Origin of the sequence: Fulvivirga sp. M361 (assembly GCF_007097395.1) — a bacterium.
GTDB lineage: Bacteria > Bacteroidota > Bacteroidia > Cytophagales > Cyclobacteriaceae > Fulvivirga.
Genome location: NZ_VKDC01000038.1, coordinates 1 through 25,854 on the forward strand (window position 1 = coordinate 1; position 25,854 = coordinate 25,854).

The following is a 25,854-nucleotide window of genomic DNA, read 5'->3' on the forward strand; positions in this document are numbered from 1 at the left end:
CTGCAGTAGCCGAGAAACCCCTACCAGACCTTCTGCCTAAAAATCAGATAATCAAGTACTTAAGATAATTTGTATATCGAAAGCCATTTTATAAATGACTCAATATCAATCTATTATCTCAAAAACGTGTCAAACTCAGGAAAAAGGCAGCTATTTTAACAGAAGTAGCTGCCTTTTTTAATGCAATATTCTGTGTACTGCGTAAATACTCTGTCGCAGTTTTATATCTGCTTTTTAAAGTAATTCATTAGCAAGGTTGGCCAGTTCTGATCTTTCGCCTTTTTCCAACGTAATATGTGAGTAAATATCCTGATCTTTCACTCTATCTATCAGGTAGGACAGTCCATTTGATTGCGAATCCAGGTAAGGAGTGTCTATTTGGTAGACGTCCCCTGTAAAGATGATCTTTGTGTTTTCACCGGCACGTGTGATAATCGTTTTTACTTCATGGGGGGTCAGGTTTTGGGCCTCGTCGACGATAAAACATATATTAGATAAACTCCGTCCCCGGATATAGGCTAATGGGGTGATCACCAGCTTTTCCTGGTTTACCATTTCTGTCAGTTTCGAGTATTCTTTATCTGTCTCGTGGTATTGATTCTGGATAAATTTCAAGTTATCCCAAAGTGGCTCCATATAAGGGTTAAGCTTGGATTTAATATCACCAGGCAGGTATCCAATATCTTTGTTACTTAAAGGGACAATCGGTCTTGCCAGGTAAATTTGTTTAAAATCACGTTTCTGTTCTAAGGCAGCGGCCAGCGCTATAAGCGTCTTGCCTGTTCCTGCTACGCCCTGCATCGTTACTAACTTAATGTCCGGGTTTAAAATGGCATGTATAGCAAAAGTCTGCTCAGCGTTTCTGGGTTTGATGCCATAGACAGGTTTCTTTTCTACGTGCTCAATATGCTGATTAAATGGATTATAATATGCCAGAATGGACTTCTTTCCATTCTTAAAAATATAATAGCTATTCTTTACAGCGGTTTTATCTCCTAATATGTCACTTGCCTCACAGCTACCTTTCTCATAAAGCAAATTGATTTGTTCCGGTGAGGTTTTGTCCTGTACGGCTTTTCCTTTGTACAGGGAATTCACGTTTTTGACCTGACCGGTATAATAGTCTTCTGCCGGCAGTCCCAGAGATTTAGCTTTTAGACGGAGGTTGATGTCCTTAGACACCAGCACTACCTTTTTATCTGCAGACTCTTGCTGAAGCTGTAAGGCTGCATTCAAAATTCGATGATCCGCCTTATCTTCATCAAAGACTTCATTGGCATCTACTTTACTTCTGGAATACATCAGGACCTTGAAGTTTCCCTTGGTCCTACCGTTCAAAGGGTTCCAGTTTTGTAGCATCTGCCCTTGCGCCAGCTTGTCTAGCAAACGTGTGAATTCACGAGCTTCAAAATTCTTTGTATCGTTCCCTTTTTTGAATTGATCCAGTTCTTCAAGAACGGTAATAGGAATGCCCACATCATGTTCCTCAAAGTTCATGATGGAGTTGTGTTCGTAGATAATTACAGAAGTATCCAGTACAAAAATCTTCTTCTCTTTACGCTGCGCCTTGGCCATACTCTGGAAAAAATTAGTTAATGAGGAATTTGTCAAAAATAGTTAACTGGCTACTAAGCAGAAAGAAGATAATCAGATTTTCAATAATTATTTTTCAGACGATATATATCTCTTTTTCCGCTGGGTGTAACGGTCAATATGTTTGCTAAAACAAGGATAATTAGTGTTTTTGAAGCTTTATAGTAATTGAGTTGTGCCAGTTTGCGAAACTCTTTCAATGTTATGTTATCATGTTCCTGTAGGTATTCCATCAAAAACTTCTCTTTATCCCCAAAGTTGAATTGGATATTTCTGTTAGTCCACCTTCGCCTAAATATTTCCTTCACCTCTTTACTAGCTTTTACACTTTCATCGTCCACACGTACAAAGGCCATACCATGTTTCATATGCTGGTTTTGTCGGAGGTAATGAAGTTTGTTTTGACCCGATGGAATGTGATAAACTACCAATGATTTTTTGCTGGATATCGGAACAATTTCTTGTTTATATTTGGGAATAGGATGGCAGTATTTTTTTATGGCCTCATCCATGGCAAAAACCTCATCTTCGGGAAATTTCAAGCCAGGTATAGAGCCGTCATCGTCTACTCCGATAAAAAGGTAACCTCCGGCCGTATTCGCAAATGCCACCAATTCTTTCACTATTTTGTCAGGGTGAGCAACTTTTCTCTTAAACTCTATCGTTTTTGACTCACCCTGTGCTACTAATTGTTTCGCACGTTGTAGGTCCATAAGAAAAAAGGCTAGTATTCATCTTCATTTGAGTCGTCATGATCATCCGGGCCGGGCATAGTAAACATGCTGCTCAGAAGGTCTTTAAACTGTAACCCTTTAGACAGTCGGTGCTTACTTAACATACTATATTCAGCCAGCCCGTGAAGGGCAAATTCCATGAAAAATAGCTGCAGTCCAGGGTCAATTTTTGGATGATATTTTTCTACTACTTCCTGAAGACCAGGAACAGTGGTCAGTGCATTTTCATATTCTTTATTGCTGAAGTCATTCAGAATATCTATCTTTTTTTCATTACCAAACCAGTCCGTAATTCTTCTGTATGGATTAGGGTCCTTTTGTTTTCTTACTTTTTCCGGATCGGGAAAATACTGTATAAACTGAGTTCGTATGGCTTTTCCTACCAGGTTATGAGCTACTATGCCAGGCCCTTCTTGTTCACCTTCATAAACAAGTTCTACCTTACCGGTGATAGCAGGTACCACTCCATATAGATCTGAAATACGCACAGCTACATTTTCACCATGTATGAGTGCCCTACGTTCAGCAGCACTCATAAGATTTTCATAGGCTGATATTGTTAAACGTGCGGAAACGCCACTTTTGCCGTCTACATATTCACTATCGCGTGCTTCAAAGGCAATTTGTTCTATGAGGTCTTTGGATACCTCACTTACCTGAATGTGTTTTTTCTGGTCCTCTTTGACAATGGCTTCCTGTTCGGTAATCTTACGCGCAGTGGGTATATCAGGTGGGTAATGTGTGATAATCTGGCTACCAATTCTATCTTTTAAAGGAGTTACTATGCTTCCTCTGTTAGTGTAATCTTCCGGGTTTGCTGTAAATACGAATTGTATCTCCAAAGGCATCCTGATCTTGAAGCCACGGATTTGAATGTCACCCTCTTGCAGTATATTGAAAAGAGCCACCTGTATTCTGGCTTGCAGATCAGGAAGTTCATTGATAACAAAAATTCCTCTGTGTGATCTGGGTATTAGCCCAAAATGGATCACACGCTCATCAGAATACGGCAATTTTAACGTAGCTGCTTTGATAGGATCCACGTCACCTATCAGGTCGGCTATGCTAACATCCGGTGTAGCCAGTTTTTCTGTGTAGCGATTGTTCCGATGAAGCCATTCGATGGGAGTATTATCTCCTTTTTCAGTGATAAGATCATGCCCATACCTCGATATAGGATGAAAAGGGTCATCATTAATCTCGGATCCGGCTATCATAGGAATATACTCATCCAGTAGGTGCACCATCATACGTGCAATACGTGTTTTCGCCTGACCACGAAGACCTAGGAGGTTAATATCGTGCATAGACAGGATGGCACGTTCTATATCAGGAATTACGGTTTCTTCATATCCCCAAATGCCTTCAAACACGTTTACCTTCGCTTTTAGGTTTTTGATCAGGTTACCGCGTAGCTCTTGCTTAACCGATCTTCTTTCATAACCCGCGGCACGTAGGTCGCCGAGTGTTTTTATCGCACTGATATCCATTCAATTAATCAATTAAATTTCTTCCTTCTATTTCTTCTGTAATCTTCAAAAATTAAATGGCCAAGACCTTTTAAGCTGCTGTAGTAAGCATTCCCATTGTTAACTTTGGTGAATTCACGTACAAATTCTTTGAGATAGGGATCTGAGGCGATCATAAACGTAGTAACAGGAATGTTGATCTTTCTACATTGCTTGGCAAGATTCAATGTACGATTGAGAATTTTACTATCCAGTCCAAAGCTATTTTTATAATATTTTATTCCTTGTTTAAGACAGGTGGGTTTACCATCTGTGATCATAAAGATTTGCTTATTAGGGTTTTTCCTTCGGCGCAGTAAATCTAATGCTAACTCCAGTCCTGCGACCGTATTGGTGTGGTAGGGACCCACTTCCAGGTAAGGCAAATCTTTGATTTCTATTTGCCAGGCATCGTTACCAAAGACAATTATATCTAACGTGTCTTTAACGTACTTTTTGGTGATCAATTCAGCTAATGCCATAGCCACCTTTTTAGCAGGTGTGATTCTGTCCTCACCGTATAAGATCATACTGTGAGAGATATCTATCATTAATACCGTGGAAGTTTGTGTTTTATACTCATTTTCCATCACTTCCAGGTCACCTTCTGTCATCATGAATCCTTCCAGTCCATGATTTATTTGGGCATTTCTCAAAGAGTCTGTTACAGATATTTGTTCCAGTGTATCACCAAATTGATAATCTCTTTTATCAGTGCTTGGCTCGTCACCCAAGCCTCCAAAATGTGTTTTATGATCCCCTGCTTTAGACTTTTTTAATTTTCCGAAGATTTCTTCCAGTGCACTGGTCCGTATCTTTTGCTCACTTTTGGGAGTGATTTTGAATGAGCCCTTCCGGTTTTCTTCTGTTATGTAACCATTATCCTTTAAGTCGTCAATAAAGTTACCCATACCATAGTCGTCACTTGTTAAGTTATATTGACGATCTACATTGTTTAACCAATTCAAAGCTTCTGATACGTCACCAGCCGTTATTACAAGTAATTGCAGGAATACATCCAACAATTTATCGAAGTCAGATGAAGCCTCTGATGGGTTAGGAATGTAGTCGGTGAAACGGTGACCTAGCATGAACTATTGTTGAATATTTACTTATGATTAGAACCTTTAAATTATCAATTGTGTTTAATTAAATTAAAATTAAATAATTGTCTGAGCATTAACTTATATATAACTGTAAATACATGTTTTTTAGTTGCATTTAGTGAGACTTCTCTAATTATTTTATTTTATTTGTATTATAAACGTAAATCGTTAGGTTATGAAAAAGTCTATTCTGGTTTTATTTTTCGGTGCAATGCTATTGTCGTCATGTGCTCAATACACGTGTCCTACTTACTCGAAAGCACCTGTAGAAGATATTGACGAAGAGTTCTCTGAAGAAAGAATATAAAAAACTAAAATATATTAAATAGTAAAGGCTATACCCCCAATAGGTATAGCCTTTTTCGTAGGTCTTGTTTTTTTAAGGCATTGTGCGAAATATATAATCCCAGAGTGGAGATGATACGCCAAATGCTTTTTCATCATTTTTATAATGATGTATGCCATGATGGACCCAAAGTGTTTTGAAAATATTTTTCGGTGGTTGATACGCATGTACAATGTAGTGTACAAATAGATACGCGGCATAGCCCATCAGAAACCCAGGAAGAAAGGCAAAAACAAAATCCCCCATTACGAACCTTAATAAGATAAGCAAAACTGTGGCAACAGTGATACTCATAGGAGGAGGCATGGCTAAGCGGTCTTTATCTCTTGGGTAATCATGGTGTACACCATGGAATGCATACTGTAATTTTTTACGGAGTTTAGTGTAGGTTTCCATATGGAAAAGGTACCTGTGCATCAAATATTCTACAAAGGTAAATACGAATAAACCCGTTAAAAATAAAGTAACCGTAATCATTGGGCTAAGACTGGTATTAACGATACTCCAGTAAATCAGTCCACCGGCATATAATACGAATATAGTAATAGGTATAGAAATGTGTGTCCTAGATAGTCTTTCTATCAGGGGGCTTTTGAACATCTTTTTTGACCCCTTGTTCCTCGGCATGTTTTTAACTGCTACTTCGGCCATGTTATGTTAATTGGTTTTGACAAAATACTTTATGAAATTCTAGATAAACAATACTTATATTAAAAAAAGTTCACAGGGTTAAGCCCTGATCTTTTTTATGGAATCGAGAACGTTGAGATATACATTTTCGTAAAGAGGCATGATCTTACTAACCTCAAACTCTTTTGCTCTCGCTAAGGCAGCGGCTTTGAATTTTGGCAGATTATCCTTATCCAAAATATGTAATGCTTTTCTGGTCATATCTTCAACGTCACCTACTTGACATAAATACCCGGTTTTTCCATTGATATTTAATTCTGGAAGCCCACCTGCGTTAGTTGATATTATAGGCACTTCACATGCCATAGCTTCTAGTGCGGCCAGACCAAAACTCTCTTTTTCTGAAGGCATAATAAAAAGGTCTGCTACGGATAACACTTCTTCTACTGCTTCCAACTTACCCAGGAATCGGATGTCTTCACATCGACCTAACTCTCTGCATAAGGCTTCAATATTATTCCTTTCCGGGCCATCCCCGACAAGCAGCAACTTTGCAGGTATTTCCTTTCGTAACTTATAAAAGGTTTTTACTACATCATCCACCCTTTTCACTTTTCTGAAGTTGGAAGTGTGAACGAGAAGCTTTTCATCATCGGGACAGATGGCCTTTTTGAAATGTTCTTTTTTCTGCTTCTTAAATCTTTCCAGGTCAATGAAATTTGGAATTACTGCTATGTCCTTAATGATCTTAAAGTGTTCGTAGGTGTCCTTTTTAAGGTCTTCAGAGACTGCCGTAATGCCATCAGATGCATTGATACTAAATGTAACTACAGGTTCGTACGACGCATCTTTTCCTACTAGCGTAATATCAGTGCCATGCAAAGTAGTTACCACCGGTATATGGATATTTTCGGTCAACAAAATTTGTTTGGCCATATAGGCTGCTGACGCGTGTGGAATAGCATAATGTACATGCAAAATATCTAGTTTTTCATATTTTGCAACGTCTACCATTTTACTGGCTAATGCCAGTTCGTAAGGTGGATATTCAAATAATGGATAGGTCCGTATATCTACTTCATGATAAAATAAATTTTCATTAAAAAAGTCAAGACGCGTAGGTTGAGAATAGGTAATAAAATGAATTTGGTGCCCCGCTTTAGCAAGTGCTTTGCCAAGTTCCGTTGCTACAACTCCGCTACCTCCGAAAGTAGGATAGCATACAATTCCGATTTTCATAAACTTCTTATTTAATCCGTGCAACCGTATTGAGTATAACTCCAAATGGCTTCATAGATCACTTCTTGGATGCGTGTACGAATATTGTTCTTTATAAGTTTTCTGTTTTCAGCATCAGGATGAATTCGATTCGATAGAAAAACGTATACGAGGTTAAACTCAGGGTCAGCCCATACAGCGGTACCTGTAAATCCGGTATGCCCGAAGGTTTTACCTGATGCATAGCGTGAGGTGGGTCCTTGCCATTGTGCTATTGCTGGTTTGTCCCATCCCATACCTCTTCGATTACTTTCATATTGCTGTGCTGTAAAAGTGCCTAATGTTCCCGACAGTAAAAACCTTTGTCCTCCATATTTACCACCTTGAAGATGCATTTGCATGAGCTTCGCAAGGTCTGTAGCATTACTGAACAGACCGGCATGACCTGCCACACCTCCGAAGAGCGCAGCACCCTGATCATGTACTAAGCCATAGACCAGGGTATTTCTAAAATATTCATCATTTTCAGTAGGAGCTATTCTGGAAAGAGGAAATCTGCACAAAGGAAGATAACTTAGCGAAGTCAAGCCCATGGGATCGTATAGGTTTTGTTGTAAAAACTCTTCCATAGGTTGATTAATATATTTTTGTATGAGACGTTGCATAAGATAATATCCAATATCGCTGTAGCGATAAGGGTAAGGCTCACGCGGCTTTTTCACGACCAACCTTGATGCTGCTACCCAGTTCCACACACTGTCTTTTATCGTTTGAGAACTGTACAAACCTGGTGACACCTGGTAGTTAAAACCGAGCTCGCCGTTCATACTGTAGTAAAGAGGAAGATATTCATCGTCCTCCAGTGTCTGTTTCCAAAAAGGGACATAAGGCCAGAGACCTGCCTGATGAGTTAAAATGTCTCTTATAATCATATTCTCTTTGTTCGTACCCTTTAGTTCGGGCAGATAAACTGATATTTTCTTGTCCAGGTCTATGACCTCTCTTTCATAAAGAAGCATTATTACCTGTAAGGTTGCTGCCACTTTTGTAATTGAGGCTATATCATATATTGTTTCCCGACTTACTGGCTTCAAACTATCGTAGGTATAATGCCCGTATGACCTTTCAAATACTATTTTACCATCTTTTGCCACTACTACCTGGGCCCCTGGAGTAGCCTGATCCTCAATTGCTTCTTCCACGATATTATCGATTCTGGACAGTACCTGCCGATCCATTTTTACATATTCTGGCGGAGCATACCCTAACCTGTCGGCCTGTTTTAAATCCTTCCCGGAACCCAGACGTAGTTTGTCCGAAACATGGACAGGTAAACGTCCGGTAAGGTCAAAACTCCCAAAACAAGCCTCAGCCAACAGATTCGCAGTCAGTTCAGTGGCTTCATTTATGTAAAGGAGATGTTTGAACGATTTAAAAGCGTTTAGACCTGATATTGGTCCGGCATAACTGATAACTAATGGAACGATAGCTGCCAGATCTTTTAAAAAAAACAGATCATCTTGGGTAGGTTGGTCAAATACTCCTATAACCACTGCATCATAATTTCGAAGTACACTTAAGAGTCTTTTTTCATTATTTTCTGATTTCTTGTAATGATGAAAAAAGGCGTAACTATCCAGGGTGCGCTGAAATTCTTTGCTCTTTCCTAAAGTGAGAGATGCGAAATACTGCTTGTCATAGGTATTAAGTGGCAGCAAATCTCCGTCATTACGTACTGCGACTATTGCATGTTGATAAAGTGTATACTCCAATGCCTCATCTGATGCCGTATTTAGGTCAGATAGTAAATTGTCAATCAGTTTTGGCTGCCAACTGTTTGCCCCTAAAGTGTACTTTGCGAGTAGAATGCGTTTTACATTTTTTTCTAACAGCGCCGCAGCCGAAGCATTTTTTTTAATCTCTTTTTTGATCAGTTTCGTAGCTTGAGGTATCTGAGCGGAAAAAAGTAATATATTATTACCAGCCAGAAAAGCAGCTTTTTCGAGTTTTTTTGGTTCTTGATCCAAGACATCATGTTGGTTGAGCCGGTCGGAGAAAATCAGTCCTTCATACCCTAACTTATCCTGTAGTATATCGGTGATTATTGCAGAAGATAAGGTTGCCGGGTTAAGTCGATCTTGCTGCGATGTACTCACCTGATAAGTACCACTGGTTTTCACCCCCATGAGACTTTCATTTATCAGGGACTGAAAAAATGTAATTTGGTCATTATCCGGGATAGACGTTTGCCAGGTGTCTAAAGCGGCATTTCCCTGGTAACCTGGAAAATTTTCTGCTACCATCATAACACCATTATTTTGCAAACCTCTCATATAAGCTGACGTTTTTTTTTGAACATTTTGCTCTATCTCTCCAAAAAACACCTCGCTTTCTTTGCCTATGGAAACCAGGCCAAAATGAATGCCTAATCGTTTCATTTTAAAGGCAGTAGTTTGGCCCAATTGATAGAGTAACTTATTATCCCGGACAGCCCCTAAAGTCAATGGCATGGGGGTAGGGGAAATGTCATTTAAAGGTAGTTTCAAATGGGGTGTCAGCGTTATCCCTGCTAACAGCGGTATTCGAGCCTGGTATTGAAATCGATTATTGAGATTTACCAGATTTTCTGCATTTCCTTTCATAAATATCAGCCCGCCAACGTGCTGTTTTACAATAAGTTGCTGGATGATCTGGTGATGTTGTTCGTTGCCATCCGGGTATACCTGTACGACGAAAAGCTGGCCTATTCTTTCTTCCAGATTCAGTGAATTATAAACGCTGTCAACCCAATGAATGGCCTGGTCGTCAGTAGAGAATGGTTGAGCTGAAACTGAATAAAACGCCAAAAAAAAAGCAAGACTGGCGCAAAAAACTATTTTTATCATGCAGCCGTTGTTACGATTACATATGAACTAATGGATAATGCCTATGTTTGTACTTGTCTAAGTTAGCAAAAATTGGCCGACTAAATGTGTCATTTAAGCATATTTGGCTTATAGTGTTAAATGACTTTCAATTATGAAATTACCTACGTTATTCCGTACACCTAAATATCAAAAATTTCATATCGAGCCACGTTATTACGACCCGATAAAAGAAGAAATGGATAAGCGAACTGAAGCCATACGTAGTGAATTAAACTCCGGAGCTCAGGAAATTAACAGGCCTGGGTATTCTTCCAGAATATCGGGCTCATTCCGCACTAAAAAATCAGCCTCTACAGGGTCAGCCACTATCATGCAGTTGGTAATTATGGCGTTACTAATTGCTGTGATTTTTGGCTATTTATACCTTGGCAACACGGCATTATATATATTTGCCCTTGTTTCATCGGTATTGGTCTACCTTAAAATGAAACGGATCTTATAAACACTCTTTAGCACTGCATGCCTGATATCATTCGTCTACTCCCCGATTCCATTGCCAATCAGATAGCCGCCGGTGAAGTAGTGCAGCGCCCGGCATCTGCTGTAAAAGAGTTGTTGGAAAATGCAGTGGATGCCGGAGCTAAAAAGATCACAGTAATTATAAAAGATGCCGGTAAGGAGCTGATACGTGTGATAGACGATGGAAAAGGAATGTCTGAAACAGATGCTCGCATGAGTCTGGAGCGACATGCTACTTCAAAGATTACACGATCCGAAGACCTGTTTTCTATTAAAACGATGGGGTTCAGAGGGGAGGCTTTGGCCTCTATTGCAGCAATAGCACAAGTTGAAATAAGGACAAGGCCAATCGGGCAGGAGTTAGGTACACAGATTATTGTTGAAGCTTCTGAAGTAAAAAAACAAGAACTGATAGCCTGTGAAGAAGGTACCAGTATAGCCGTTAAAAACCTTTTCTACAATGTGCCTGCCCGTAGGAATTTTTTAAAGTCCAATGGAGTGGAGATGAAACACATCATAGACGAGTTTCAGCGAGTAGCCCTGTCAAATCCTGACATAGCCTTCAGCTTGTACCAAAACGACCTGGAGAGCTACAATACTTCGGGAGGTAAACTAAGTCAACGCATTATTCATCTTTTTGGGAAGAATTATAAAGAGCAACTGGCCAGTTGTGCGGAAGAGATCGGGGATATCAAAATTCATGGTTATATCGGCAAACCTGAGTTTGCGAAAAAGACAAGAGGGGAACAATTTTTCTTTGTCAATCATCGCTTCATAAAAAATAACTATCTAAACCATGCCATACTTAATGCCTACGAAGGGCTTATGCAGGAGGGGTGTTTCCCATTTTATGTGTTGTTCATTGATATAGACCCCAGGCGCGTCGATGTGAACGTACACCCCACCAAAACGGAGGTAAAGTTTGACGATGAACGTTCTGTGTATTCTGTGGTTAGAGCAGCTGTCAGGCAATCTCTGTCTTCACATAATTTTACTCCTGCACTGGATTTCTCTGCAGATATTAACCTAAGCCAAAAACTAACAGCGGGTAGGGAAACAATTAAGGACAAGAATTACAGCCAATTCAGGAATACGCCGCAAACTCCGCAACAACAGTCTAACCTTGAAAACTGGGAAAAACTTTTTGATGAGAATAAAGGGAAGGTATCATTCGATGATTTTAAAGAGGAGGAAGAAAATCTGGTACTCACATTTGGCAGCGACCTAAACAAACAGGAGGATGTTCTTGAGGCCGAATTGAGTCATGCTATTTTTCAGTTACATAAGAAATTTATCGTGACCCAGGTAAAGTCAGGCATGATGTTAATAGGCCAGGAGGCTGCTCATGAACGTATTCTTTTCGAGAAATATCTGTCTTACCTCGATCAAAAAATTGGAGCTTCCCAACAATCTTTGTTTCCGCAGGCCATTACACTAAACCCGGGAGACTATTCCCTCGTTATGGACATGGAAGAGGAAATAAAGGCGCTGGGATTTATGATAGAACCCTTTGGGAAGAGCGATATCCTAGTAAAAGGTATGCCGGCAGATATTGCACATTTGGGAGAGCGGGGAGTTTTTGAAGGGTTAATGGAACAGTTTAAGAAGAATAAATCAGAACTATCCATACCAAAACGCGAGAATTTGGCGCGTTCATTGGCCAGAAGAACATCGATCAAATCAGGAGAAAGACTCTCGGAAGAAGAGATGCGCTCACTGATAGATCAACTTTTTGCCTGTGCCAATCCTAATTACGCCCCTCATGGAAAAACAACTTTTTTTATTTTAGAATTGACTAAAATTGAGGATTATTTTAATTAAGTATGGTTAGACTCAGTCCTGTGGTCAGAAACATTCTGATCGCCAATGTTATTGTTTTTATACTCCAGCAAGTAATGTCAGGTGTTAATTTCACGATGATGATGTCATTGTGGAAATTTGGCTCTGATAATTTCGCTCCCTATCAGTTTTTTACTTACATGTTTGCTCATGGAGGATTCGGCCATATATTATTTAATATGCTCGGACTGATCTTTCTGGGACCATTGCTGGAGCAGTTCTGGGGACCAAAAAAATTCCTTATTTTTTATCTCGTCACAGGTATTGGTGCCGGTATTTTATACAATGGTATTGAGTATGTTCAGGTAAGTAAGGTAAAAAGCGAAGTGGAAGCTTACATAGCGGCCCCGGACCCTGAAGCTTTTAATCGATTGATTGCCAATAACGATAACGGGCTAAATCCTGAAATTTACGAATTCATTGATCGTTATGCGGAAAACCCTGATAATGAACAGGTGCGCTTACGAAGTGTACAGTTTGCCCGACAGCTGCTGGATATCAAGTTAAACTATGGTTCTATGCTTGGCGCTTCAGGAGCCATCTATGGAATACTAATGGCCTTTGGATTGTTATTTCCTAACACGGAATTGATGTTGTTAATACCGCCAATACCAATTAAAGCCAAATATCTGGTGCTTATTCTGGGAGGTATTGCGCTTTATTCAGGGTTTAACCGCAGTCCGGATGATATGACGGCCCACTTTGCCCACCTGGGGGGGATGATATTTGCCTTCATAATGATTAAAATTTGGCAAAAAGGAAGAGATAGTTTTTATTAATTTGCAGTATGTACGGAGGAGGAATTAAGGAAGATTTTAAGAACGCTTTTAAGAGACCTAATAGCGCGCACACTCAATTGATCATTATCAATGTGGTAGTGTTCTTATTTTTGGCGATTACCTGGGTGTTTTCTTCGTGGTTTGGTTTTCCTGAAGCTTTTAGTTTTATCTACGACCAGTTTACCATTCCACCATCATTTGCTGAATTCGTTACACGACCCTGGACACTTTTTACCTATGCTTTTGCGCATAGCCTGGAAGGCATATTTCACATTCTGTTCAATATGCTGATCTTTTACTGGTTTGCTAAGCTGGTGATTGAGTACCTGGGGAGTGATAAAGTCATTTCATTGTATGTGCTTGGAGCACTTGCAGGCGGTATAGCCTATTTGTTAGTATATAACCTGGTGCCGTTTTATGTAGAAAGATCAGACTTCTCCGGTATGGTGGGGGCTTCTGCAGCAGTTTATGCCGTAGTAGTAGCTGCAGCTACATTGATGCCCAACTACACCTTCTTTTTACTCTTTTTAGGCCCCGTCAAAATAAAATATATTGCAGCATTTTATATCGTTCTTTCCTTCTTGGGATCAGTGGGCGCCAACGCCGGTGGTAATGTCGCTCACCTGGGTGGGGCCCTCATGGGGTTCATTTATATAAAACAGCTTCAAGGTGGTACGGACTGGGGTAGGTGGGTGATCTCTGTAATGGACTTTGTGAAAAGTTTCTTTGTAAAGCGTTCCAATATAAAAGTAAGCTACAAAAGACAGTCTGCCCACACCGGCAAAACGCAAAAAAAGACTGCATCCAAATCAGCCGGGGGTAATTCAGCTTCAGATGCTTCTCAGGATGAGATTGATGCTATTTTAGATAAGATCTCCGAACGAGGTTATGAGAGCCTTACGAAAGAGGAGAAACAAAAGCTTTTTAATGCGAGTAAGAAATAAGCAGGGGCTCACCACTGTCCCTCACTCTTTATTCGCCAATTGTCCGCAGGCCGCATCAATATCCTTTCCGCGACTTCTTCTTACGTTCACTACAATATCATTCTTCTCCAGCAAATTAATATACATACTGAGCGCATTTTCTGAAGCTTGTTGAAATTGTTCGTCGTCAATAGAGTTGTATTCGATCAGGTTGACTTTTGATGGAATAATGCGACAGAACTTTACCAGGGCTCTGGCATCTTCTTCTTTGTCATTGATACCTTTCCATATAACGTACTCATAGGTCACCATTTTCTTTGTTTTTTGATACCAGTATTTTAACGCATCAGCCAGATCTTTTAACGGGTTTTTTAAGTTGATCGGCATTACTTCAGACCGGGTACTGTCGATGGCGCTATGGAGTGAAATGGCCAGGTTGAATTTTACATCATCATCAGCCATTTTTTGTATCATCTTCGGAATGCCTACGGTAGAAAGTGTTATTCTTTTGGGAGACATACCCAAACCTTTTGGACTGGTGATCTTGTCGATGGCATCAAGAACATTGCTGTAATTCAGCAAAGGTTCGCCCATGCCCATGAAAACAATATTGGTCAGTGGGCGATCGAAAAACGTTTCACTTTGTTCTTTGATCGCTACTACCTGGTCGTAGATCTCATCAGGGTTAAGGTTTCGCATACGTTTGAGGCGTGCCGTGGCACAGAAGTAGCAATCCAGGCTACAACCTACCTGAGAAGAAATACAAGCAGTTATACGTGTATCTGTAGGGATCAATACAGATTCCACAATCATGCTGTCATGTAGCTTTACAGCATTTTTGATCGTACCGTCATTGCTACGTTGCATCTTATCCACGGCGATATGATTAATGACAAAGACCTCCTTCAGTTTTTCCCTTGTAGCAAGTGAAATATTAGTCATCTGGTCGAAATCTTTGGCAGATTTTCTCCATAACCACTCATATACCTGCTTTGCCCTAAAGGCCTTATCTCCTATAGAAACGAAGTATTCCTGTATTTTTTCCAGACTTAGTTGCCTGATATCTTGCTTTACCACAGTATCTGCCATAGTGCAAAGATAGTAGAATGACTGCAAAGGACATTCGTAGTATTAATGGTTTCAAATCACAGGTAAATTAACAATTAAAAATTATCATTGTAGAACTGGAGTGAATGGATTAACCGGATACTATGGAATACCCTATACTGTTAGAGACTGACAATGAAAAGATTGAATGTGGAGAGGCTTGTGATAAGATTGAATCATTTCTCTCTGAGCAGGGACCTAAGCTGACCGCCAAGGCATTTGTTAAGTTTATGGATAGCATGACGTATAGCTCAAAGGAGATAGAGTATACTACCCTGCAGGAGGTGTACAAAGAGCTGGCCCGGATTGGATTATGCCTCAATATAAATATGGAAGGTGAAGCGAGATATGCCATCTCCAAGCAGATGATGAGCTCTATGTGGATCATAATGCATGTCAAACTCATGACCGAATATATCCGATCAAAAGGACAAAGTGATTTACTGGATCATGTAGCCTCCTGGCTGAAGATAGTGAGTGAGGGGCAAACGATTAACTTCAGTGATGTAGAGAAGTATATTTAATAAGCTTCTGCAAAATCATCATTTGATTCATACGCTCTTTTTGTTTGTAAATTGTACCGGTGGGTTTTGTGGTTACCGTTTGGTGTGTTAGTGATGACGTCTTTACCCTTTTCAAATCACCACATCTCAATACACGAAATTGTCGTCTGAAGACTTGTCCGGTACAGTGTAGTACATTTAACATGACAAAATGGCGGTATTTTTAATATTTCAGCAAAAAATAACTGACATTATTTCCGTTATTAATCTTGTTTTTTGAATGGATTACTATTTGATAATCTCTGGATTGGAGGAATTAAGCTATGAATTTTGATAAATATACTATAAAGTCACAGGAGGCGCTTCAAAAAGCAGCGGAGGTAGCTTCCGGGAATGGGCAACAAGCTATAGAAACAGGACACTTACTGGTTGCCGTATTGAAAACGGATGAAAATGTAATTTCTTTTCTGGTCAAAAAACTTGACATAAACAGTGGATTACTTGATACTAAACTGGAAGAAATTATTCAAGGCTATCCTAAAGTGAGTGGCCAACAACCGTATCTGTCCAATGCTGCTGCAGGCGCTTTACAGAAGGCAGAAAAGCAACTAAAAGAATTTGGAGATGAATACATTGCCATAGAACACATTCTATTAGGATTGTTGGAGGGAGGAGACAAAGTGGCCGGCATTATGAAAGATGTCGGTTTCAATAAGAAAAGCCTGATTGCAGGGATAAAAGAACTGAGAGGAGGTGATACGGTGAAAGATCAAAATGCGGAATCTAAATACCGGTCACTGGAACGCTATTCTATCAACCTTAATGAGCAGGCTAAATCAGGTAAAATAGATCCGGTCATAGGTCGTGATGACGAAATCAGGCGTGTGCTTCAGATACTTTCGCGCAGGACAAAAAATAATCCGATACTACTTGGTGAACCGGGCGTAGGTAAGACGGCTATTGTAGAAGGAATGGCGCAGCGTATAGTAGATGGAGATGTGCCTGAAAACCTGAAGGATAAGATACTCATTTCGTTAGATATGGGTCTTTTAGTAGCTGGTGCCAAGTACAAAGGCGAGTTTGAAGAACGCCTAAAGTCAGTGATCAAAGAGGTGACCGATTCTGAAGGGCAGATCATATTGTTCATTGATGAAATCCATACGTTGATCGGTGCAGGTGGCGGAGAGGGAGCGATGGATGCTGCTAACCTGTTAAAACCGGCGCTGGCAAGGGGAGAGCTTCATGCTATCGGCGCCACTACGCTGAAAGAATACCAGAAGTACGTTGAAAAAGACAAGGCACTTGAGAGGAGGTTTCAGTCAGTAACAGTTGACGAACCTTCCGGACCTGATGCTATCTCTATTTTACGTGGTATTAAAGACAAGTATGAACTTCATCATGGTGTGCGCATCAAAGATGATGCTGTGATTGCTGCTGTAGAATTATCCAGTCGTTATATTTCAGATCGTTACCTTCCGGATAAGGCCATTGACCTGATGGACGAGGCAGCAGCTAAGCTGAGGCTTGAAATGGATTCACTACCTGAAGAGCTGGACGAGCTGAACAGGAAGATCATGCAATTGGAAATAGAGCGAGAGGCGATCCGTAGAGAAAAGAATAAAGATAAAGAGAGAATACTCACCAAGGATATCGCTGAGCTTGCCAGCGAACGAAATGATCTGAAGGCACGCTGGGAAAATGAAAAAACGATCGTACAGGGTATTCGTGATGAGAAAGAAAACATTGATAAGCTCAAATTTGAAGCTGAACAGGCTGAAAAAGCCGGTGATTTTGGCAGTGTAGCAGAAATTCGTTACGGTAAGCTTGTAGAAGCAGAGAAGAAACTGGAGGAACTTCAAAATCATGTGAAAGAAACACAGGGTGAAGACTCCTTATTAAAGGAAGAGGTGGACAATGAAGATATTGCGGAAGTAGTGGCTAAATGGACAGGTATACCGGTGTCCAAAATGCTGCAAAGTGATCGGGAAAAACTGTTACATCTGGAAGTGGAATTAGGCAAGCGAATAGCCGGACAAGAAGAAGCTATAATGGCTTTGTCAGATGCTGTGCGAAGGAGTAGAGCAGGTTTACAAGATCCCAGACGGCCGATTGGCTCATTTATCTTTCTGGGTACTACAGGTGTCGGAAAAACAGAACTTTCTAAAGCACTGGCTGAATATCTCTTTAATGATGAGAATGCCATGGTGCGGATCGATATGTCGGAATACCAGGAGCGTCATGCAGTTAGTCGATTGGTGGGAGCGCCTCCGGGTTATGTAGGTTATGATGAGGGGGGACAGCTGACTGAGGCGGTACGTAGAAAACCATATTCTGTGATACTATTGGATGAAATAGAAAAGGCACACCCGGATGTATTCAACGTTCTTTTGCAGGTGCTTGATGACGGAAGGTTGACCGATAATAAAGGACGGGTAGCGAATTTTAAGAACACGATCATTATTATGACCACTAACATTGGGTCACATGTGATACAGGAGAAATTTGAGAGGCTTACGGAAGATAATGTAGAAGAAATACTTTCAGCCACCAAGCAAGATGTTTATGAATTGCTGAAGAGATCGGTAAGACCGGAATTTTTAAACCGCGTGGATGAAACCATTATGTTCAGGCCATTAAGCCGTACTGATATACGAAAAGTTGTTGACATCCAGTTCAGATTGATTAAGCAACGATTGATGGAAGCTGGAGTCAAAATAGAGATATCAGATAAGGCTTTGGACCATCTGGCTGAAATAGGCTTTGACCCACAATTCGGCGCAAGACCACTCAAAAGAGTCATACAGCGAGAGATATTAAATGAATTTTCCAAGGAAATACTTGCAGGTAGAGTGAATAAAGAGTCACTGGTAGGAGTTGACGTGAGGGATAACGGTGAAATTGAATTTATTAACCTTGATGAGGTTGAAATTTAATGTGTTGATAGATGATATAAACAATATCTAAAAGAGACAATTAATGTTGAAAGGTGCCCCAATTACAACTGGGAGCACCTTTTTTATTTTGCTATCATGACATCAGAGAACTCATTTATTTTATGGCAAATACAGACCCGTTTAAAGTCAGGATTATACGAATTGAGAATTCAAGGGCTAAATTCGAAAAGCAATTCTGGTCAAAGCGGATTTTCACCTCATCCGTGAATGAACTGTTTGGCCTTTCGCCGATATCCCGTTCTTAATAATTAAGCTGGTTTTCTGCAACGTGATGATTAAAACTTTTCTCATTTTCTGACCGGCCTCTTTTGCTTATTTTTGGCTAAAATAAATCCCATTCAATTGCATTTTTTAGAAATTAAACCCTTCCTGGAGGCTAAAGTAAGAGAGTACAACAAACCAGGCTTTATCAAAAACGATCCGATCTCTATCCCTCATGAATACAGTGCTAAACAGGATATCGAGATCACAGCTTTTTGGGCAGCCATGCTGGCCTGGGGTCAGCGTAAAACTATCATTAATAAGTGTCATGAGTTATTCAAACTCATGGATAACGCTCCATATGATTTTATCTTAAACCATTCAGAACAGGAATTACGTCCATTTGAAGACTTCAAACATCGAACGTTCAATGGTACGGATACATTATACTTCATTCATTTCTTTAGATGGTTTTATAAGCATCATGAATCGTTGGAAGAGGCTTTTGTTGAAGGGCTGAAAAAAGGTGCAGATACCATTGAGAGTAGTTTGGTCCATTTTCATCATTTGTTTTTTTCGCTACCTGATTTTCCCGGAAGAACAAAAAAACATATTGCTACACCAGAGCGCAAGGCTGCCTGCAAACGGATCAACATGTTTTTGAGATGGATGGTGAGACAGGACAATAATGGAGTCGACTTTGGCTGCTGGAAAAAAATAAGTAGCGCTCAACTCGTTTGCCCTTGTGATTTGCATGTGGACCGCGTGGCAAGGTCACTCGGCCTCATTACCCGAAAGCAAACCGATTGGCTTACAGCGCTTGAGCTTACTAAAAATCTTCGAAGTCTTGACCCCAATGATCCGGTCAAATATGATTTTGCACTTTTCGGCCTGGGGATAGAGGAAAAATGGAAATAGTACAAAATATGCAAAGCATCAAAACCTTACTTTCCCCAGCTACCAGGATCTTCTCTCCAGGATTTTAATGTTTCTAACTGACCATGTTCAATGTATTTTCTTTTCAGCGCTTCTTCCAACAGGTATTGATAGTTACTTAAACATACTAAAGGAATTCCTGCCTCGCGAAAGTTCTCGTCAGCCAGATGGAAACCGTAGGTGAAAATAGCTGCCATACCTAATACTTCGAAATTAACTGATTTCAGTGCATCAGCCGCTTTCAAAGAACTTCCTCCGGTTGATACCAGGTCTTCAATGATCACTACCTTTTGACCAGGAGTTACCTTGCCTTCTATCATATTTCCCATTCCATGCCCTTTGGGCTTAGAACGAACATAGATAAAAGGTAGTCCCAGTAAGTCCGCTACTAATGCACCTTGTGGAATACCTGCTGTAGCTACACCGGCGATAGCCTCGGCACTAGGATAATGTTCTTTTATTGCTTCTGCTAAAGCATTTTTGATGCTACTTCTTGCTTCGGGATAAGACAATGACAATCGGTTATCGCAGTAAATAGGAGACAGCCACCCCGAACTCCAGGTAAAAGGGTTCCTGATATTAAGTTTGATCGCTTCTATGTCCAGTAGTAAAGATGCAATTCGCAGACCTAACGTTTGTGGATCATTTGATTTCGTCATAATGGCGAAGTTATCTATTAAAAAAATCAATTTCTATTTGCGTGCTCATAATATTTTTATTCATTTGTAAACAGTTTCTTACCCTAAACAAGTAGATGAATCTATTCATCAATGACATTCAAGTCATCATTCTGAAATCTGGCCAAAAGCTTGATAAGCATTCATTTAACACAATAATAAATGCTGAACATGAACCTATTACGTTGGCTAAACTACTTCATCGGACATGGATCAAGCATGCTCGCGAGGAAGACGTAGATAAGTTATTGGATGTCTTAGATACGGCTACGCCTCACGGAGTCATTTCCCTTACTCTGACGGTAGATGATTATCAGGGCGTAAAGGCTTTTGTAAAGAAAAAGTTTAAAGTGGTGAAAGCAGCGGGAGGTTTGGTACAAAAAGGAGGTAAATTCCTGATGATATACCGAATGAAGAAATGGGACCTTCCAAAAGGAAAGTTAGACCCACGGGAAAAAAATAAGGACGCGGCTAAGAGAGAGGTGGAAGAAGAATGTAATGTAGAGGTTAAGGTGAAAAAAAAGCTGTGCACTACCTGGCATACTTATACCATGAACAGGAAGAAAATCCTTAAAAGAACGGTCTGGTATACGATGAGTACGATATACCACGCTGACATGAAGCCACAACTGGAAGAAGATATCGAGGAACTACGTTGGATGACACCCAAGGAAGTATTTCATGCGCTACAGCATTCTTATAAGTCTATCGCTTTTGTTGTCGATAGTTACTTCAAAAAGGAAAAGGCAACAGAAGCCTGATCACAGTTCATAAGGAAGGAATTCTCTTGTGTCCCCCCCATACCGGTGGACTTCACGTATAATAGATGAACTGATGGCAGCAAATCTGGGTGATGTAATTAAAAAAACGGACTCTAGATCGTCATTGAGGTAATTATTCACTTGTGCAATACTGTTCTCGTATTCGAAGTCTGTGGTATTCCTCAATCCTCTAAGCAAAAATTTCGCATCATATTTCTTGGCGAGTTCGGCCGTGAGTTCGTTATATACAGCTACTTTGATATTGTCATAACCGACAAAAGTTTGATTAATATAGGCTACCATCACATCGATATCGAAATACCTCTTATGTTTTTGGCTGTTATAACCTATTGCTACTATAACTTCGTCAAAGAGTCCAAGGCCACGGAGTACGATGTCTTCATGTCCCTTCGTAAAAGGATCGAAAGACCCCGGGAAGATGGCGATCTTTTTCATTAATCGCAGAGATGAGTGCTGTATAAATCAAAGAAATGATGATCCTGAATTTCATCAAACATGTAATTGTATTTTAAATAATCAGGTCGATCCCCGAAGGAAATGTTTTTGATGTATTTGTAAAACTCATTGTAGTGAGGGGATTGTTTTCCAATGTACCCCCATAATACGAGGTCTGTTGTTTTTTGATTTCTGTTGAGGCCATTCATCACCAGCATAATATAGCGGATATAGTCACTAAATTGTTTGATACTGAATTGATTGTAATACTCCAGTTTGCCATTTTTTAGCGTAATCAAATGCAACTTAAAACGATCTATATACAGGTATAAGCTGTCTTTCCTATGAATTTGAGCATTATGAATAGTTCCTTCTATAAGGGCACTGGCCTGATGAATGAATTCCACCTCTGCATTTGGGTAAAGGCTTTCAATCCAATCTATCAGGACTGTTTTCATGGCAAAAACACAAACTGCGTCTGACTTAATATGTTTGTAGGAAAGTACCTTTTCAGTGCTTTCATTGACCTGACAATTGAGTTTTAAATAATCCAGGCTTGCATCACTTACAAAAAGAGAAGAGGGTACCAGACAAAATTTACTGTTTTTAATGCTTATACGAACTTTTCTCCAAAAACCTGCCATTAACAGATCATGGTCAGCAAATAGGGATACTAGAATATCCTGGAGTTCATTATGCGTTTTCGCACCAGCCAGTGCAAAGTCTTCTAATAACAGGCACTGACTTGATCGTGAATCTATTACACATACCTGTAGATCACGTGTTCCAATCTGGACAAGAAGATTATAGTGATGCAGGCTATCTACATCAAATTTATCATTCTTGATCTTTTTTATCAGTTTATAAGCTGATGTTGTCGTGTTCAAATTATTATTCCCAGTTTCCTGATGTTGTTACATCTGTTTTCGAGCCAAAACGCAACGGTTTCTTGTTTTTTGCTTCGTTTTCTTCTGAACGAGTAGGATCAAATGGTTTCGGATTCTTTACCTCTATCACATCCACGAATGAACCATTTTTATCTATTTCTGCCGCATAAATCTCAAACTTGACATTAGCATATCCGGGCACATAAGCCAGTCGGTCAAGGTCAACATTGGGGTCAAATTTGTTGTCTTCCAGTGTCATTAATAAGTCACCTTTTGACACCTGAGATCCTTCAAATATATCTTGAATATTGGTGATGATGCCGCTTTCACGATATTTGTGAGTTACATCTTTACCATTCTGATGTAAAGTATATGCTCCGCTACCTTGTGTTGCATAAGTCCCTAATGACCCTTTGAATCCTTTGAAAATTCCATTATTTGCGGCATTAACATTATAAACCTCTTTAAAAATGCGCTCTTTTGCGGGAATAATCTCCAACGTATCTATTCGAATAATGGAACTGTCAGCACCGTAGCTTAGCGTAACAACAATCTCCTTTTTCTGTATAATTGGGAACTGACCATTCTTTATGAAGTCTATGAGTTTGTCCCAGTCACTGGTGTAATTTCCATTTACTTCCTGGTAAACAGTTTCTGCTTCCCGGATCAACATTAACTTATCTATAATTGCAGCTTCTCTATCTGTTATGAGTGCTCTTTCGTCAATAGTCGATTTTACAGTATTCACAAGGCGCCAACCCAAGCCAAGACTACCAAGTAACAGAATGATGGAAACAATTTTGGTCACGTTCATTTTTTAAAATTTTGTATATGCAAAAATAGTGATTTAAACCAATATTACATGGATATTCAGGGTGCTAAGTAATACAATTATTGCCAGAATTTAAAATAGCCCCGCATATTTAACACGTCCGAAATATCGTCAATTTTTCGGAAAACGTTATGTTTATTTTCTACGGGCATAACCTTTAGTTCGTCGAAAGTCACAAACTTAACGGCTTTTATCAATTGATGATGGGATGGTAATTCGGGATCATTCCCTTTTTTCAGGTAGCCCCCGGTCCGGCGAACTGAAAAAAATAGTTCAATCGCATGTAGGTTTTCATTTTTGAATTCGTTGACGAAAAGAAACTCGACAGGCTCAATGATCAGGCCTGTTTCTTCCTCGAATTCTCTCATTAAACACTGTTCGGCCGTCTCGCCAAACTCCATTCCTCCTCCGGGCGGTGACCACAGTATGCCTTTTTCACCTAATCCTATATGTTTCACCATCAGAAGGCTCGCTCCCTCAAAACATAATCCGCAAACCCTTACACGAACTTTGTGGCTGTACATTGCTTTTACTATTTCATCCATAGGAATAGTGAGGTTACCTTTATATTTGTCTTTTTAAAAATAGACAATGAACGTTTACAATCCTGATTTTAAAACACGAATCAAACAACATCTTGATCGACAATATTTTATGAAGCACATTGGCTTCCAGTTAGATGTGATTGAAGTGGGTAGAACGGAAGGCTGGCTCAAACTTGATCAGATCCATCAACAGCAGAAAGGCTTTGCTCACGGAGGGTTAGTAGCTACTTTGGCTGATATTACAGCTGGTTTTGCGGCTTATACATTAGTACCTGAGGGGTTTAATGTTGTCACCGGCGAGATCAAAATATCTTATCTTAACCCAGGTGTTGGACAGGAATTGAGGGCGAAAGGCTGGGTGCTGAAGCAAGGCAGGAAAATGAGCTTTTGCGAGTCTGAAGTATGGTGTAAGCGTGATGACAGCATGACATTGATTGCCAAGGCTACATCTACCATGGTTAATATTTCCGCGGAGGATACCAAAAGATAATGTCAGTACCGTCAGAGATATTGGCAAGTAAATTTCCTTTTGATCCCACAGAAGGGCAACGATCATTATTTAAAAGAGTAGACTGGTTACTGGAAAAAGACAATGAATGGAGGACATTACTGATCAAAGGTTATGCCGGTACAGGAAAAACAACCATTCTAAGTGCTTTAGTACAGGTTTTACCCCTTTTTAACTATAAATATGTACTGATTGCACCCACTGGAAGAGCTGCCAAGGTGATGTCTTCTTATACCCGGAAAATGGCCTTTACCATTCATAAAAAGATATACAAGAAGGTCCAGTCAGAATCAGGGACATTAACGTTTACCAGGCAAAAGAACTATGCAAAGGATACGGTTTTTATTGTTGATGAGGCTTCGATGATCAATGAAGATAGCGGTTTTGGTGCCAGGGGTTTACTGTCAGATCTTGTTGACTTCGTTTTTTCGGATAGTAGCAATAGGCTGGTCCTTATTGGCGATGATGCACAGTTACCACCTGTGGGTCAGCTACTGAGCCCGGCTTTGGATAGAGATATGCTGGCCCATTCTTTCAAATTATCGGTGAGCAGCGTTACACTTACAGAAGTGATGCGTCAAAGTTCCGAATCCGGGGTGCTTTGGAATGCTACAAAGCTTAGAGAAGAGCTTGCCAATAAAAAACCGATCATCAAATTTAAAACTCAGGGGTTTGACGACCTTTTTAAGATGACCGGAGAGCGTATGGAAGATGGCATTCGTTATACCTATGATAATTTTGGAATAGAGAATACCATTATAATATGCCGGTCTAACAAAAATGCCAATGCTTATAATCAATACATACGGCAACAGATCCATTTCTATGAGTCCGAACTCGAAGTAGGGGAAATATTGATGATTGTCCGTAATAATTATTTGTTTTCCCCTGAAGGTGCAGCCGGTGGATTCCTGGCAAATGGCGACTTTGTCGAGGTAATGAAGATCGTTAATTTTGAAGAGATGTATGGGTTCAGGTTTGCTACACTGAGCCTGCGAATGATTGATTATCCTCAGGCGGAAGCTTTTGAAGCAAAGGTTATTCTGGATACTTTGTATTCTGAGAGTCCCGCATTGACCATGGAACAGAACAAGACTTTATACGAGCAAGTCAGAGAAGACTATGCAGACCTGGCTTCCCAAAAAGAGCAAAAAGAGGCGTTAAAAACAGACCCGTTTCTCAATGCGTTACAGATAAAGTTTGCCTATGCAGTCACTTGCCATAAGGCACAAGGCGGGCAGTGGCAGGCGGTTTTTGTGGACCAGGGATATTACAAGGAAGATGATCTGGACACTGAATATGTAAGATGGCTTTATACCGCTGTTACACGTGCTACTCACCAGCTATTTTTGGTAAACTTTACTTCTACCATGTTCGTTTGATATTAAAGCTGGTAAGATTGTTGATTAACTTAGAATAGAATTA

Annotated in this window: 24 protein-coding genes; 11 read left to right on the forward strand and 13 right to left on the reverse strand. The window is 40.0% G+C overall.

Translation table 11 applies throughout. The features are described 5' to 3' along the window. Positions 1–234: 234 nt before the first annotated feature. The 4 genes from FNH22_RS26325 to FNH22_RS26340 form a co-directional block, all read right to left on the reverse strand. Positions 235–1,575 carry a PhoH family protein gene (locus FNH22_RS26325; protein ID WP_143401504.1) on the reverse strand — a complete coding sequence of 447 codons (1,341 nt, stop codon included), beginning with the start codon at positions 1,573–1,575 and terminating at the stop codon, positions 235–237. Positions 1,576–1,655: 80 nt separating this feature from the next. Then, positions 1,656–2,306: a helix-turn-helix domain-containing protein gene (locus FNH22_RS26330; RefSeq protein WP_143401505.1), complete on the reverse strand. Its 651-nt coding sequence runs from the start codon at positions 2,304–2,306 to the stop codon at positions 1,656–1,658. An 11-nt stretch (positions 2,307–2,317) separates the two neighbouring features. After that, positions 2,318–3,817, reverse strand: coding sequence for a magnesium chelatase (locus tag FNH22_RS26335; RefSeq protein ID WP_143401506.1), 1,500 nt, complete (start codon positions 3,815–3,817; stop codon positions 2,318–2,320). A gap of 8 nt (positions 3,818–3,825) precedes the next feature. Then, a complete protein-coding gene (locus tag FNH22_RS26340) occupies positions 3,826–4,926 on the reverse strand; it encodes a VWA domain-containing protein (protein WP_143401507.1) in 1,101 nt (366 codons plus the stop codon). A gap of 190 nt (positions 4,927–5,116) precedes the next feature. Between FNH22_RS26340 and FNH22_RS32740 the strand changes: the two genes are divergently transcribed. After that, complete coding sequence (locus FNH22_RS32740) at positions 5,117–5,248, forward strand: hypothetical protein (protein WP_255518164.1); 132 nt, start codon at positions 5,117–5,119, stop codon at positions 5,246–5,248. A 72-nt stretch (positions 5,249–5,320) separates the two neighbouring features. Here FNH22_RS32740 and FNH22_RS26345 read toward each other — a convergent pair whose 3' ends face one another. From FNH22_RS26345 to FNH22_RS26355, 3 genes are all read right to left on the reverse strand, one after another. Continuing rightward, positions 5,321–5,938 (reverse strand): sterol desaturase family protein, encoded by a 618-nt coding sequence (locus tag FNH22_RS26345; protein ID WP_143401508.1) that lies wholly within the window; start codon positions 5,936–5,938, stop codon positions 5,321–5,323. Between the two features lie 78 nt (positions 5,939–6,016). Continuing rightward, positions 6,017–7,156 (reverse strand): N-acetyl-alpha-D-glucosaminyl L-malate synthase BshA, encoded by a 1,140-nt coding sequence (bshA, locus tag FNH22_RS26350; RefSeq protein WP_143401509.1) that lies wholly within the window; start codon positions 7,154–7,156, stop codon positions 6,017–6,019. Positions 7,157–7,167: 11 nt separating this feature from the next. After that, positions 7,168–10,020 (reverse strand): serine hydrolase, encoded by a 2,853-nt coding sequence (locus FNH22_RS26355; protein WP_143401510.1) that lies wholly within the window; start codon positions 10,018–10,020, stop codon positions 7,168–7,170. A gap of 133 nt (positions 10,021–10,153) precedes the next feature. Between FNH22_RS26355 and FNH22_RS26360 the strand changes: the two genes are divergently transcribed. Genes FNH22_RS26360 through FNH22_RS26375 form a run of 4 tightly spaced genes read left to right on the forward strand, consistent with a single transcriptional unit; the run spans position 10,154 to position 14,083 of the window. Beyond that, positions 10,154–10,504: an RnfABCDGE type electron transport complex subunit D gene (locus FNH22_RS26360; protein WP_143401511.1), complete on the forward strand. Its 351-nt coding sequence runs from the start codon at positions 10,154–10,156 to the stop codon at positions 10,502–10,504. Positions 10,505–10,521: 17 nt separating this feature from the next. Next, positions 10,522–12,342 (forward strand): DNA mismatch repair endonuclease MutL, encoded by a 1,821-nt coding sequence (gene mutL, locus FNH22_RS26365; protein WP_143401512.1) that lies wholly within the window; start codon positions 10,522–10,524, stop codon positions 12,340–12,342. Between the two features lie 2 nt (positions 12,343–12,344). Further along, positions 12,345–13,139 carry a rhomboid family intramembrane serine protease gene (locus tag FNH22_RS26370; protein ID WP_143401513.1) on the forward strand — a complete coding sequence of 265 codons (795 nt, stop codon included), beginning with the start codon at positions 12,345–12,347 and terminating at the stop codon, positions 13,137–13,139. Positions 13,140–13,147: 8 nt separating this feature from the next. After that, positions 13,148–14,083, forward strand: coding sequence for a rhomboid family intramembrane serine protease (locus tag FNH22_RS26375; RefSeq protein ID WP_143401514.1), 936 nt, complete (start codon positions 13,148–13,150; stop codon positions 14,081–14,083). A gap of 21 nt (positions 14,084–14,104) precedes the next feature. Here FNH22_RS26375 and rlmN read toward each other — a convergent pair whose 3' ends face one another. After that, positions 14,105–15,151, reverse strand: a complete 1,047-nt coding sequence (gene rlmN / locus FNH22_RS26380) for a 23S rRNA (adenine(2503)-C(2))-methyltransferase RlmN (RefSeq protein WP_143401515.1) — start codon at positions 15,149–15,151, stop codon at positions 14,105–14,107. Positions 15,152–15,273: 122 nt separating this feature from the next. Here rlmN and FNH22_RS26385 point away from each other — a divergent pair, with 122 nt between their 5' ends. The 3 genes from FNH22_RS26385 to FNH22_RS26395 all read left to right on the forward strand — a co-directional run bounded on the left by FNH22_RS26385 (position 15,274) and on the right by FNH22_RS26395 (position 19,745). Continuing rightward, on the forward strand, positions 15,274–15,693 hold the full coding sequence (locus FNH22_RS26385; protein WP_143401516.1) for a hypothetical protein: 420 nt from the start codon (positions 15,274–15,276) through the stop codon (positions 15,691–15,693). A gap of 302 nt (positions 15,694–15,995) precedes the next feature. Further along, positions 15,996–18,605 carry an ATP-dependent chaperone ClpB gene (gene clpB, locus FNH22_RS26390; protein ID WP_143401517.1) on the forward strand — a complete coding sequence of 870 codons (2,610 nt, stop codon included), beginning with the start codon at positions 15,996–15,998 and terminating at the stop codon, positions 18,603–18,605. A gap of 363 nt (positions 18,606–18,968) precedes the next feature. Further along, positions 18,969–19,745, forward strand: coding sequence for a TIGR02757 family protein (locus tag FNH22_RS26395; RefSeq protein ID WP_143401518.1), 777 nt, complete (start codon positions 18,969–18,971; stop codon positions 19,743–19,745). 26 nt (positions 19,746–19,771) lie between these two features. Here the strand turns inward: FNH22_RS26395 and pyrE are convergent, their stop codons facing one another. After that, positions 19,772–20,422 carry an orotate phosphoribosyltransferase gene (gene pyrE / locus FNH22_RS26400; RefSeq protein WP_143401519.1) on the reverse strand — a complete coding sequence of 217 codons (651 nt, stop codon included), beginning with the start codon at positions 20,420–20,422 and terminating at the stop codon, positions 19,772–19,774. A 95-nt stretch (positions 20,423–20,517) separates the two neighbouring features. On the opposite strand from pyrE, the gene FNH22_RS26405 reads away from it, so the two are divergent. After that, positions 20,518–21,201 (forward strand): NUDIX domain-containing protein, encoded by a 684-nt coding sequence (locus FNH22_RS26405; protein WP_143401520.1) that lies wholly within the window; start codon positions 20,518–20,520, stop codon positions 21,199–21,201. Here the strand turns inward: FNH22_RS26405 and coaD are convergent, their stop codons facing one another. The 4 genes from coaD to FNH22_RS26425 form a co-directional block, all read right to left on the reverse strand. Continuing rightward, on the reverse strand, positions 21,202–21,657 hold the full coding sequence (gene coaD / locus FNH22_RS26410) for a pantetheine-phosphate adenylyltransferase (protein WP_143401521.1): 456 nt from the start codon (positions 21,655–21,657) through the stop codon (positions 21,202–21,204). Then, entirely contained in the window at positions 21,657–22,544 is an 888-nt protein-coding gene (locus FNH22_RS26415) for a DUF3822 family protein (RefSeq protein ID WP_143401522.1), read from the reverse strand. Before FNH22_RS26415 ends, coaD begins: the two co-directional genes overlap by 1 nt. A gap of 4 nt (positions 22,545–22,548) precedes the next feature. Beyond that, positions 22,549–23,358, reverse strand: coding sequence for a hypothetical protein (locus tag FNH22_RS26420; RefSeq protein ID WP_143401523.1), 810 nt, complete (start codon positions 23,356–23,358; stop codon positions 22,549–22,551). 77 nt (positions 23,359–23,435) lie between these two features. After that, positions 23,436–23,921, reverse strand: coding sequence for an NUDIX domain-containing protein (locus FNH22_RS26425; protein WP_143401524.1), 486 nt, complete (start codon positions 23,919–23,921; stop codon positions 23,436–23,438). Positions 23,922–23,967: 46 nt separating this feature from the next. Between FNH22_RS26425 and FNH22_RS26430 the strand changes: the two genes are divergently transcribed. Both FNH22_RS26430 and FNH22_RS26435 read left to right on the forward strand, forming a co-directional pair. Next, positions 23,968–24,411, forward strand: a complete 444-nt coding sequence (locus FNH22_RS26430; RefSeq protein ID WP_143401525.1) for a PaaI family thioesterase — start codon at positions 23,968–23,970, stop codon at positions 24,409–24,411. Then, a complete protein-coding gene (locus FNH22_RS26435; RefSeq protein ID WP_143401526.1) occupies positions 24,411–25,811 on the forward strand; it encodes an ATP-dependent RecD-like DNA helicase in 1,401 nt (466 codons plus the stop codon). The genes FNH22_RS26430 and FNH22_RS26435 overlap by 1 nt, the downstream gene beginning before the upstream one ends. Positions 25,812–25,854 lie beyond the last annotated feature (43 nt).